We start from the raw sequence: 12,130 nt of genomic DNA, 5'->3' as shown, positions 1-12,130 counted from the left end.
TGTCCGCCCAGGAGAATTTATGAAATTGACCAAAATCATCGCCACGCTGCTCAGCGTCGGTGTCATCAGCAGCATGTCGCCAGTCCAGGCTCAGGAATTGACCGGCACCTTGGCCAAGATCAAGAAAGCCGGTTCCGTCACCCTCGGTGTGCGCGACGGCTCCGTGCCCTTCTCCTATCTCGACGACAAGCAGCAATACCAGGGTTATTCGATCGACCTGTGCATGAAAGTCGTCACGGCCCTGCAAAAGCACCTGGGTCTGAGCGAACTGAAAGTGGTGATGAGCCCCGTCACGTCGGCCAACCGCATCCCGCTGATGGCAAACGGCACCATCGACCTCGAATGCGGCTCGACGACGAATAACCTGGAGCGCCAGCAGCAAGTGGCATTCGCCCCGACCATGTTCGTCATCGGCAACCGCGTGCTGGCGAAAAAATCCTCGAACATCAAGACCCTGGAAGACTTGCGCGGCAAGACCCTGGTCGCCACGGCCGGCACGTCGACCATCAAGCAGATGACGATCCTGAACAAGGAAAAGAACCTGGGCATGAATATCGCCGTCGGCAAGGATCATCCCGAGTCGTTCCTGATGCTGGAAACGGGCCGCGCGGTGGCTGAAGCCAACGACGACATTTTGCTGGCGTCGCAAGTGGCCAACTCGAAAAACCCGAACGACTACGAAATCACCAAGGAAGCGCTGTCAGTCGAGCCGTACGGCATCATGCTGCGCAAGGGCGACCCGGCCTTCAAGAAAGTGGTCGACGATGCGCTGATCCGCCTGTACAAGAGCGACGACATCAACCGCATTTATGCGAAATGGTTTACCTCGCCGATCCCGCCGAAAAACATCAATCTGAAATTCCCCATGCCGCCGCAATTGAAGGCCGTGTTTGCCAATCCGACCGACTCCGGCGACCCTGCCGCGTATGCGGCCGTACCGGAAGCGCAGAAGACGTCGGACAAGCGGAAAAAGTAAAGATTGCGTAACAAACCGGGGGGCGCAAGCCTCCCGATTTATTTGCGGGACGGGTGGCCGGCTGGCCGCTGTCCTCGGGCTGCATGCGAAGGATGATCATGAATTACAACTGGAATTGGCGCATTTTCTGGGAGATTTCTCCCGATGGCGTGGGCACGTATATGGACACCCTGTGGTCCGGCCTGACCTGGACCCTGGCCACGGCCGGTGCGGCGTGGATCATGGCGCTGATCTTGGGCCTGGTGATCGGCACCATCCGCACCTTGCCGAACAAATGGCTGGTGGGCGTGGCCAATGCCTACGTCGAACTGTTCCGCAACGTGCCGCTGCTGGTGCAGATGTTCCTCTGGTATTTCGTCATGCCGGAACTGCTGCCGCCGGACCTCGGCGCCTGGGTCAAGTCGCTGCCAAATGCGCCGTTCGTCACGGCCGTGCTGTGCCTGGGATTCTTTACCTCCTCGCGCGTGGCCGTGCAGGTGACGACGGGCATCGAGGCGCTGCCGCGCGGGCAGAAACTGGCCGGCACGGCGCTGGGCCTGACCCTGCCGCAAACCTACCGCTTCATTTTGCTGCCGATGGCCGCGCGCGTCATCATGCCGCCGCTGACCAGCGAATTTTTGAACATCATCAAGAACAGTTCCGTGGCCCTGACCATCGGCCTGATCGAGCTGACGGCCAGCGCGCGCGCCATCCAGGAGTTTTCCTTCCAGGTGTTCGAAGCGTTTTCGGCCGCCACCATCATCTACGTCGTCGTCAACCTGCTGGTGGTGGTGTTGATGCACCTGATCGAGAAAAAGGTCGCCATCCCGGGCTTCATCGTCGCTGGCGCCAAGACGGGAGGACATTGATATGTTAGGCAATTTCGACTTCGATGTCATCTCCCGCTCGTGGGTCTACCTGTTCCAGACCGGCATGGTCTTCACCCTGAAACTGACGGCGCTGTCCATGGTCGGCGGCATCGTGCTCGGTACCCTGCTGGCGCTGATGCGTTTGTCCGGCAGCCGCCTCATCTCGGGCGTGGCATCGAGCTACGTCAATCTGATACGCTCGATTCCGCTGGTGCTGGTGATCTTCTGGTTCTACTTCCTGGTGCCGTATATCGCGGCCTGGATCATCGGCGCCAACGAGCCCGTGAAAGTGGGCGCGTTTTCTTCCGCGCTGATCACCTTCATCATGTTCGAGGCGGCCTACTATTGCGAGATCATGCGCAGCGGCATACAGTCGATCCCGCGCGGCCAGGTATGGGCCGGCCAGGCACTGGGCATGAACTACTCGCAGACCATGGCCTTCATCGTGCTGCCGCAAGCGTTCCGCAACATGATTCCCGTGCTGCTGACGCAAACCATCGTGCTGTTCCAGGACGTGTCGCTCGTGTACGTGCTGTCGATCCCCGATTTCGTCGGCGCCGCATCAAAAATCGCCCAGCGCGACGGCCGCCTGGTGGAGATGTACGTGTTTGTCGCCGTCGTGTATTTCGTGCTGTGCTATGCCTTGTCGTTCCTGGTAAAACGCCTGCAGAAACGCGTCGCCATCATTCGCTAACCGTAAAAGAAAGAACAAGATGATTGAACTCAATAACGTCAGCAAATGGTATGGCCAGTTCCAGGTACTGACCGATTGCACCACCAACGTCGCCAAGGGTGACGTGATGGTCATTTGCGGCCCGTCGGGCTCCGGCAAGTCGACCCTGATCAAGACCGTCAACGGCCTCGAACCGATCCAGCAGGGGCAGATCATCGTCGACGGCATCAGCGTCAACCACCCGAAGACGAATCTGTCGAAACTGCGCGCGCGCATCGGCATGGTGTTCCAGAATTTCGAGCTGTTCCCGCATCTGTCGATCCGCGAAAACCTCACCATCGGCCAGATCAAGGTGCTGGGCCGCAGCGCCGACGAAGCCAATGCCAAGGGCTTGAAATACCTGGACCGCGTGGGCCTGCTGTCGCAGCAGGACAAATTCCCCGGCCAGCTGTCGGGCGGCCAGCAGCAGCGCGTGGCGATCGCCCGCGCGCTGTCGATGGACCCGATCGCCATGCTGTTCGACGAACCGACATCGGCGCTCGATCCGGAGATGATCAACGAGGTGCTCGACGTGATGGTGGGTCTGGCGCAGGAAGGCATGACGATGATGGTCGTCACGCACGAAATGGGCTTTGCCAAGCGCGTGGCCAACCGCATCGTCTTCATGGACCAGGGAAAAATCATCGAAGATTGCAGCAAGGATGACTTCTTCAACACGACGCGCTCGGACCGCGCACGCGACTTCCTCGCCAAGATCATCCATTAATTTTTCATCACGTTGAAGTTGAGTACGAATGCCTAACATGAAACAACTAGCCGGCGCCATGCTGGCGCTGGGCCTGCTCGCCCATGCCCACGCGGCCGACAAGATCGCCGTCGACATCGCCCTGCGCGGCGCCACCGTGATCGACGTGGCCGCGGGCAAGGCGGTCAAGGGTAAGACCGTGCTGCTCCAGGGCGACAGTATCGTCGCCGTCGTCGATGACGCGCAGCTGCGCAGCTACGCGCCGAAGCGGACTATCCGGCTGCCCGGCAAATATCTGATGCCGGGCCTGTGGGATACGCACGTGCATTTCGGCGGCGGCCCGGAGCTGATCGACGAGAACAAGCAGCTGCTGCCCTTGTACCTGGCGCACGGCATCACCACGGTACGCGACTGCTCGGGCGACTTGCCCGACACGGTGCTGGCATGGCGCCAGCAGATCAACGCGGGCCAGCTGGAAGGCCCGACGATTTTTACGTCCGGCGCCAAACTCGAAGGCATCAAGCCGCTGTGGAAGGGCACCATCGAAGTGGGTACGCCGCAGGAAGTCACGCGCGCGCTCGACGGCCTGCAGGCGCAGCAAGTCGACTTCGTGAAGATCACGGAAAACACCCTGAAGCCGGAGCTGTACCTGGAAGCGTTGCGCCAGGCGCGCGAACGGGGCATGCGCACGTCGGGCCATATCCCCGTGCAGCTCACATTGGAGCAGATGGCCGATGCGGGCCTGGGCACGATCGAGCATCAATCGTATTTGCTGCGCGCCACCACGCCGCGCGAGCAGGAGCTGACGGCCAAGGTGGCGGCCGGCGCGATGACGGGCAAGGAAGCCATGCAGGCCAGCGTGCAAAGCTACGACGAGCCGACGGCGCGCAAGGCTTTCAGCTATCTGGCCGCGCGCGGCACGGCCATCGTGCCGACCTTGTGGGGTTCGCGCGTGACGGCGTACCTGGACCGCGAAGACCACACGCACGACACGGCCCTGCAATACATCGGCAAGGGCTTGCGCGCCACCTACGACTGGCGCGTGCAGCGCGCCGCCAAGGATGGCCCGGAAGCGATCGTCCAGCGCCACGCGCAGTTCGAGCAATCGGCCAAGCTGCTGCCCCTTTTGCAGCAGCAGGGCGTGAGCATCATCGCCGGCACCGATGCGGGCTTCTTGAATTCCTTCGACTATCCGGGCCAGGCCCTGCACGATGAAATCGGCCTGTACGTGCAGTACGGCCTGACGCCGCAGCAAGCCTTGCAGTCGGCCGTCATTAACGGTCCCCGCTTCCTGGGCAAGCTGGACCGCTACGGCAGCGTGGCGGCCGGCAAGGCGGCCGACCTGCTGGTGCTTGACGCGAACCCGCTGCAGGATATCGGCGCCACGCGCCAGATCCGCCTGGTGGTCAGCCGTGGCCACGTCTACGACCGCGCCGCGCTGGACCGGATGCTGGCGGAACTGCGCGCCTGGGTGGCGAAGCAGGAGACGGCACCGGGCAAGTCCTGATGCTTGTGCGCTCCCGAGATTGAAAACGGCCGGTGCGAACCGGCCGTTTGATCGTCCGGCAACCATCGGGCAGTAGCCGCCGCAGCCTGCGAGGCCGCCCCGCGGCTGGTAAAATGGCGCTATTCGCAATGACCGCCTGAGAGCAGCCGCCATGTCCACACTCGATCACACCCCAGCCTCCATCACCATCACCCGTCCGGATGACTGGCATTTGCACCTGCGCGACGGCGCCGTCATGGCCAGCGTGCTGCCGCACAGCGCGCGCCAGTTCGGCCGCGCCATCGTCATGCCGAACCTGAAACCGCCCGTCACCACCACGGCCGATGCCAGTGCCTACCGCGAGCGCATCCTGGCCGCCGTGCCGCAAGGCGTGAACTTTGATCCGCTGATGGTGCTGTACCTGACGAACAACACGTCGCCCGATGAAATCCGCCGCGCGCAGGACAGCGGCATCGTGCAAGCCGTGAAACTGTATCCGGCTGGCGCCACGACGAATTCCGACCTGGGCGTGACGGATTTGAAGAATTGCTACAAGGTGCTCGAAGTGATGCAGGAAGTGGGCATGCCCTTCCTCGTGCACGGCGAAGTGACGGACCCGGAAATCGATATTTTCGACCGCGAAGCCGTCTTCATCGAGCGCGTGATGCGCCCGCTGCGCAGCGCCTTCCCGGCCCTGTCCGTCGTGTTCGAGCACATCACCACCAAGGATGCGGCGCAGTACGTGGCCGAAGCGGAAGGCCCGATCGCCGCCACCATCACGGCGCATCATCTGCTGTACAACCGCAACGAGATTTTCAAGGGCGGCATCCGTCCCCATTACTACTGCCTGCCTATCCTGAAGCGCGAAGAGCACCGCTTGGCACTGATGACGGCCGCCGCCAGCGGCGACGAGCGCTTCTTCCTCGGCACGGATTCGGCGCCGCACGCGCAAGGCGCCAAGGAAATGGCTTGCGGCTGCGCCGGTTGCTATACGGCCCTGCACGCGATGGAAATGTATGCGGAAGCGTTCGAACGTGCCGGCGCGCTCGATAAACTCGAAGCGTTCGCCAGCTTCCACGGCCCGGCTTTCTACGGCGTGCCGCGCAATACGGACACCATCACCCTGAAACGCGAAAGCTGGACCTTGCCGGCTTCGCTGCCGCTGGGCGACAGCCATGTCATTCCGCTCAACGCGGGCGAGCAGATCAACTGGAAAATGGTCTAAGCGTTCATGCTGCCATCGATAGACTGGACCCGCCCTTGGTTTGCCACGGTGCTGCCGGCGCGACGGCAGCTGGACCTGCAGCGCGACACGGTGATTGCCGCGCTCAATGGACGGGCGCGGGCGCTGGATTTGCGCAATCCATCGGGCCTGCCGCTGGCCTTCGTGCCGCAAGCGGACCTGCCTGAAGGCGTGGCCTACGAGGAGTTTATCGGCGCGACGGGCGGCGTGCCCACGCGCGACAATCTGCACGATTTTTTCAACGCGCTCGTGTGGCTGACCTTCCCCCGCATCAAGCGCCAATTGAATGCGCTGCAGGCCGCGCAGATCGCGCTGTCCGGCGTGGGCAAATCGCGTGGTCCCGCGCGCGATGGCGCGACGATTTTTGACGAAAATTCCGCCTTGCTGGTGCTGCGCGACAGCGACGCGGGGCGCGCGCTGGGCGCGGCCTTGCGCGGGCACGACTGGCGCAGCGCGTTCATTGCGCAGCGCGAGAAATTTGGCGCAGGCGGCGACGCCGATGTCTGGCTGTTCGGCCACGCGCTGATGGAAAAACTGGTGGTGCCGCGCAAGGCCATCACGGCGCATACGCGCGTGATCTTTGCCGGCGACGCCTACTTTGCGCTCGACGATGCGGCACGCCGCGCCTGGCTCGACGAACGGGTGGCGCAAGACCTGGCGCAGCAAGGCCTGACCACGGCGGACTTCACGCCGCTGCCCGTGCTTGGCTTGCCTGGCTGGTGTGAAGACCAGGACGACGATTTTTATAATGACGCGGCGGTATTCCGCCCGAAGCGCAAGGTGGCTGGCGCAGAAAGAGATCAATAGCATGGAAAACACCGTCCGCTGGGGCATCCTCGGCACCGGCAAGATCGCCCGCGCGATGGCCAATGGCTTGCGCGATGCGCCCGGTGCGCAACTGGTGGCGGTCGCCTCGCGCAGCAGCGCCGGTGCGCAGGCCTTCGGCGCCGAATTCGGCATCGAGCATTGCCACGGTTCCTACCAGGCGCTGGCCATGGACCCAGATGTGGACGTGATCTACATCGCCACGCCGCACACCCTGCATGCGGAAAATGCCTTGCTGTGCCTGGCCGCCGGCAAGCACGTCGTCTGCGAAAAACCGTTCACCATGAATGCGCGCGAAGCGCAGGCCGTGGTCGACATGGCGCGCGAGAAAAAACTGTTTTTGATGGAAGCCATGTGGAGCCGTTTCCTGCCCGCCGTGCAGGAAGCGCAACGCATCATCGCCAGCGGCGAAATCGGCGTGCTGCGGCAGGTGCAGGCCGATATCGGCTTTGTCGCCAATTTCCCGCCCGAGCACCGCATGTTCAATCCGGAGCTGGGCGGCGGCGCGCTGCTCGACGTGGGCATCTATCCGCTGTCGATGGCGGCCTTCTTCCTCGGCCCCGTATCGCAGGTGCAGGCGCTGGCCGAGATTGGCGCCACCGGCGTCGATGAGCAGGTCGTGTTCTCGCTGCTGCATGCGGGCGGCGGCACCTCGTCCTGCGCCTGCAGCCTGCGCGCGCAGACGCCGACGGAAATGACCATTTCCGGCAGCCTGGGGCGCATCCGCCTGCCCAACCGTTTTTACAAGCCCGATCACCTGATTGTCGAAATGATGGACGGCGAACGCCGCGTCGTCGCCGCCCCCCACCTTGGCAATGGCTACGCGCACGAGGCCATCGAAGCGATGCGCTGCATCCGCGCCGGCCTGCTGGAAAGCCCCCTCATGCCGCACGCCGACAGCGTGGCGCTGATGCGCAATCTCGACACCATGCGCGGCCAGATCGGCCTCGTCTACCAAGCCGACCAGGCGTGAACAGGAACCCCATGACATTGCACTCATCCCGTCCAAGCCTGAAAACTGTCCTCATCGCCAGCGGCGTCGTCCTGACCCTGGCGATGGGCGTGCGCCACGGCCTGGGTTTCTGGATGCAGCCGATCTCGCAAGCGAATGGCTGGACGCGCGAAACGTATTCGCTGGCGCTGGCCATGCAAAACCTGATGTGGGGCGTCTTTGGCCCGTTCGCCGGCATGGCGGCCGACCGTTTCGGCACCATGCGCGTCGTCATCGTCGGCGCCATCAGCTACATGGCGGGCCTCGTGTGGATGGCGCTCGTGACGCAGCCCACCCTGTTCATCGTCGGCTCCGGCATCTTCATCGGCCTGGCACTGGCCTGCACGGCTTTTGGCGCCATCAGCGGCATCATCGGCCGCAGCGCGCCGCCCGAGCAGCGCTCGTGGGCCTTCGGCATTTCGTCGGCGGCCGGCTCGTTCGGCCAGTTCCTGATGATGCCCGTGGAGCAGCAGCTGATCTCCGCCGTGGGCTGGCAAAACGCCTTTTATGTGCTGGCAGCGCTGGTGCTGCTGGCCATGATCCCGATGGCCTTCTACCTGCGCGAGCCCCCCGTCTCGCACGCCAGCGGTCCGCAGCAAAGCGTGGGCGCCGCCTTCAGCGAAGCCATCGCCAGCCGCTCGTTCTGGCTGCTGTTGGCCGGGTATTTTGTCTGCGGTTTCCAGCTGGTCTTCATCGGCGTGCACTTGCCTGCCTACCTGAAGGACCAGGGCCTGATGAACCCGAACGTCGCCGTCACGGCGCTGGCCCTGATCGGCCTGTTCAACATCGTCGGCTCATACTATGCGGGCAAACTCGGTGGCAAGATCGCCAAGCGCTACCTGCTGTCGGCCATCTACGTGACGCGCGCCGTGGTCATCACCGCGTTCCTGCTGGCGCCATTGTCGGCGTGGTCCGTGTATCTGTTCGCCGCCGGCATGGGCGTGTTGTGGCTGTCGACCGTGCCGCTGACGAACGGCATCATCGCCGGCATCTTCGGCGTGAAGCATCTGTCGATGCTGGCCGGGATGGTGTTCTTCTCGCACCAGGTGGGCAGTTTTCTCGGCGCCTGGCTGGGCGGCTATCTGTACGAGCACCAGGGCAGTTACCACATCGTGTGGATGATCACCATCGGCCTGGGCTTGCTGGCCGCGCTGATCAACCTGCCCATCGACGAGCGCGCCGTCAAGCGCGTGGCGGTGGCCGCGTAATGGCCAGCTGGCGCACATGGCTGTGGCGCCTGGCTGGCGCCGCGCTGCTGGCCATTGTCTTCCTGGCCTATCTGCGGCCCGACTTCATGCTCGACCTAGCGAACCGCTTCTGGATGTGCATGTAGGCTGTGTGGGCGCAAGGTGGTTTGCGTGAAGTCGGATTACGTTAGAAGTCGGATTACGCTACGCTAATCCGACCTACCCGACCTGCTGCGACGGATTCGCGTAATCCGACAACATCCGAAACCATGCGATACCGACGCGCATTTCAGCCAGGCGGCAGCTTTTTCTTCACGGTGGTGACGGCCCACCGCCGGCCTGTTTTCGCTGCTGCCACTGCCGTGGATTTGCTGCGTGATTCTTTCCGCGCCGTGCGGCATCAACGGCCATTCGCTATCGACGCTATCGTCATCCTGCCCGATCACCTGCATTGCATCTGGACCCTGCCTGAAGCCGATGCCGATTTCATGACGCGCTGGCGCTTGATCAAGACGTGGTTCAGCAAGCGCTGCGATCTTGAAAATGTCTGGCAGCAGCGGTATTGGGAGCATGTCTTGCGCGATGAGCGCGACTTGGCCAAGCATATCGATTACATCCATTACAACCCCGTCAAGCATGGCCTTGTGAGTAAAGTCATCGATTGGCCGTATTCCAGTTTTCACCGGTATGTAAAGCAGGGATGGTGTGCTGCGGATTGGGGCGGGGATGTTGTGGATATGGCGGGTGTTGGGCGGGAGTGAGGCGCGCTAACAATGTTGTCGGATTACGCTACGCTAATCCGACCTACCGTTTGCGTCGTGAGTAGGTCGGATTAGCGCAAAGCGCGTAATCCGACAACGGCCCAAAGCATGCAATGTAAGACCTATACTTTTAAAAATTCCTCTTTCCCACCCAGCCAGCGCGCCAGATGCGCTTCGACGGTGGCTGCTGCGGCGGCCGTGGTGGCGTGCAGCAAATCGTGCGCCACGTCGCGGGCTTGATCTACCAGCCACTGATCCGTTTCCAGGTCGGCGAAACGCAGCATTGCCTGGCCGGACTGGCGCGCGCCAAGAAACTCCCCGGGGCCACGGATTTCCAGGTCGCGGCGGGCGATTTCAAAGCCGTCCGTTGTTTCGCGCATGGTCATCAAGCGCTGGCGTGCCACGCCGCCCAGGGGGCCCTGGTACAGCAGCAGGCAGACGCTGGCTGCCGAACCGCGGCCCACGCGCCCGCGCAGCTGGTGCAGCTGCGACAAGCCAAAACGCTCGGCGTGTTCGATCACCATCAGCGAGGCGTTCGGCACGTCGACGCCCACCTCGATGACGGTGGTGGCCACCAGCACGTGGATATGCCCGGCGATGAAGGCGTCCATCACTTCCTGCTTTTCCGCCGGTTTCAAACGGCCGTGCACGAGGCCCACCTGCAGCGCGGGCAGGGCTTCGGCCAGCATCATATAGGTGTCGGTGGCCGTCTGCAGCTGCAGCGCTTCCGATTCCTCGATCAGCGGGCAGACCCAGTACACCTGCCGGCCTTCCAGCGCGGCCGCATACACGCGGGCGATGACTTCGTCGCGCCGGTTCTGGTCGATGGCGCGCGTGACGATGGGGCTGCGTCCGGGCGGCAGCTCGTCGATCACCGACACTTCCAGGTCGGCGTAATACGTCATGGCCAGGGTGCGCGGGATGGGCGTGGCCGACATCATCAGCTGGTGCGGAACGGCCGCGCTGTCGCCCTTGTTGCGCAGGGTCAGGCGCTGGCCCACGCCGAAGCGGTGCTGCTCGTCGACAATCACCAGGCCCAGTTTGGCAAACAGCACGTTATCCTGGATCAGCGCGTGCGTGCCGATCACCAGCTGCGCTTCGCCCGATTCGATCAGGGCCAGCGCGGCCGTCTTTTCCTTTTTCTTCAGGCTGCCCGTCAGCCACGCCACCTTCACGCCCAGCGGCTCCATCCAGGCGGCGATCTTGCGGAAGTGTTGCTCGGCCAGGATCTCCGTGGGCGCCATCAGCGCGGCCTGGTAGCCGCTGTCGATCGCTTGCGTGGCGGACAACGCCGCCACCACCGTCTTGCCGCTGCCGACGTCGCCCTGCAACAGGCGCTGCATCGGATACGGCTGGCGCAGGTCGGCGCGGATTTCCTCGAGCACGCGCGCCTGCGCGCCCGTCAGCTTGAAGGGCAGGGCGGCGCCGAATGCATTCGACAGGGTGCCGACGATGGGTAGCGATGCGGCGCCCTTCGAGCGGCGCGCGCGCTGGGCGCGTTTCAGCGACAGCTGCTGCGCCAGCAGTTCATCGAACTTCATGCGCACCCAGGCCGGGTGCGAGCGGTCCATCAGCGCGCTTTCATCGATGTCCTGCGGCGGATAGTGCAGCAGGTGCACGGCGGCGCGGAACGGCGACAGCTGCATTTCACGCAGCAGCTGGTCGGGCAAGGTGTCCTGCCAGTCGATGCGGCGCATGGCGTCGGCGATCTCGCGCCGCAGCACGTGCTGCGACAGGCCTTCGCCGGACGGATACACGGGCGTCAGCGCCGTGGGCAGGGGCGCTCCCTCGTTGACCACTTTATACGTCGGGTGCACCATCTCGGCGCCGAAAAAGCCGTGTTTGAGCTCGGCGCGCGCGCGTACCCGCGTGCCTTCGGCCAGCTGCTTGACCTGGCTGCCGTAGAAATTCATGAAGCGCAGCAGCAAATTGCCCGTTTCATCGGCGATCGTCACCAGCAGCTGCTTGCGCGGCTTGAAATTGACTTCGCATTTGGTGACGATGCCCTCGACTTGCCACGACTCGCCGCCGCGCAGGCAGGCGTCGCGTATCGTGTAGACCTTGGTTTCGTCCTCGTAGCGCATCGGCAGGTGCAGCACCAGGTCCATGTCCGTGCGCAAGCCCAGTTTGGCCAGCCGGCTTTCCGTGCTGACCACTTTTTTGACGGCTTTCGGCTTGGTGGCCGGCTTGGCCGCGGGAGGAAGATCGGGCTTTGGATCGGACATATGCAAGGTTTTGGTGCCGCTAGCGTAAAATAGAGGGTTGTCCGGCACACCCTGTGCGTACCGCAGTCGTAAATTGTTGCGGCGGATTATTGTAATGCCTGTATAGGCGCACAGTATAGTGCCAGATGTTCCATTGCGCACTCCTAATCATTTTTGACGTACTTTTGAAG

General features: G+C 63.1%; 12 protein-coding genes. 11 read left to right on the top strand and 1 reads right to left on the bottom strand.

Features of this window, described 5'->3' with window-relative positions; all coding sequences use genetic code 11:
- Nucleotides 1–19: 19 nt before the first annotated feature.
- The 11 genes from AC54AG_RS05960 (at nucleotide 20) to AC54AG_RS05910 (ending at nucleotide 9,735) form a co-directional block, all read left to right on the top strand.
- The gene (locus AC54AG_RS05960) at nucleotides 20–976 is read left to right on the top strand and encodes an amino acid ABC transporter substrate-binding protein (RefSeq protein WP_034745472.1); all 957 of its coding nucleotides are present in this window, start codon (nucleotides 20–22) and stop codon (nucleotides 974–976) included.
- Between the two features lie 98 nt (nucleotides 977–1,074).
- Nucleotides 1,075–1,824, top strand: coding sequence for an amino acid ABC transporter permease (locus AC54AG_RS05955; RefSeq protein ID WP_070303009.1), 750 nt, complete (start codon nucleotides 1,075–1,077; stop codon nucleotides 1,822–1,824).
- A gap of 1 nt (nucleotide 1,825) precedes the next feature.
- Nucleotides 1,826–2,518, top strand: a complete 693-nt coding sequence (locus AC54AG_RS05950; RefSeq protein WP_034745474.1) for an amino acid ABC transporter permease — start codon at nucleotides 1,826–1,828, stop codon at nucleotides 2,516–2,518.
- Between the two features lie 19 nt (nucleotides 2,519–2,537).
- On the top strand, nucleotides 2,538–3,263 hold the full coding sequence (locus AC54AG_RS05945; RefSeq protein ID WP_034745477.1) for an amino acid ABC transporter ATP-binding protein: 726 nt from the start codon (nucleotides 2,538–2,540) through the stop codon (nucleotides 3,261–3,263).
- A 37-nt stretch (nucleotides 3,264–3,300) separates the two neighbouring features.
- Entirely contained in the window at nucleotides 3,301–4,749 is a 1,449-nt protein-coding gene (locus AC54AG_RS05940) for an amidohydrolase family protein (RefSeq protein WP_254671563.1), read from the top strand.
- Between the two features lie 151 nt (nucleotides 4,750–4,900).
- Nucleotides 4,901–5,953: a dihydroorotase gene (pyrC, locus tag AC54AG_RS05935; RefSeq protein WP_034745484.1), complete on the top strand. Its 1,053-nt coding sequence runs from the start codon at nucleotides 4,901–4,903 to the stop codon at nucleotides 5,951–5,953.
- A gap of 6 nt (nucleotides 5,954–5,959) precedes the next feature.
- Complete coding sequence (locus AC54AG_RS05930; RefSeq protein WP_456129805.1) at nucleotides 5,960–6,778, top strand: DUF3025 domain-containing protein; 819 nt, start codon at nucleotides 5,960–5,962, stop codon at nucleotides 6,776–6,778.
- A 1-nt stretch (nucleotide 6,779) separates the two neighbouring features.
- A complete protein-coding gene (locus AC54AG_RS05925; protein WP_496629700.1) occupies nucleotides 6,780–7,769 on the top strand; it encodes a Gfo/Idh/MocA family protein in 990 nt (329 codons plus the stop codon).
- Between the two features lie 11 nt (nucleotides 7,770–7,780).
- Entirely contained in the window at nucleotides 7,781–8,995 is a 1,215-nt protein-coding gene (locus AC54AG_RS05920; protein WP_080698372.1) for an MFS transporter, read from the top strand.
- Complete coding sequence (locus AC54AG_RS05915) at nucleotides 8,995–9,120, top strand: hypothetical protein (RefSeq protein ID WP_257620246.1); 126 nt, start codon at nucleotides 8,995–8,997, stop codon at nucleotides 9,118–9,120. The genes AC54AG_RS05920 and AC54AG_RS05915 overlap by 1 nt, the downstream gene beginning before the upstream one ends.
- 123 nt (nucleotides 9,121–9,243) lie before the next feature.
- Nucleotides 9,244–9,735 (top strand): REP-associated tyrosine transposase, encoded by a 492-nt coding sequence (locus AC54AG_RS05910; RefSeq protein WP_496629699.1) that lies wholly within the window; start codon nucleotides 9,244–9,246, stop codon nucleotides 9,733–9,735.
- Nucleotides 9,736–9,857: 122 nt separating this feature from the next.
- Here the strand turns inward: AC54AG_RS05910 and recG are convergent, their stop codons facing one another.
- The gene (gene recG / locus AC54AG_RS05905) at nucleotides 9,858–11,960 is read right to left on the bottom strand and encodes an ATP-dependent DNA helicase RecG (protein ID WP_496629698.1); all 2,103 of its coding nucleotides are present in this window, start codon (nucleotides 11,958–11,960) and stop codon (nucleotides 9,858–9,860) included.
- Nucleotides 11,961–12,130 lie beyond the last annotated feature (170 nt).

It is taken from the genome of Janthinobacterium sp. BCJ23 (assembly GCF_059617945.1).
This window is presented reverse-complemented; position numbering and strand designations above follow the sequence as displayed.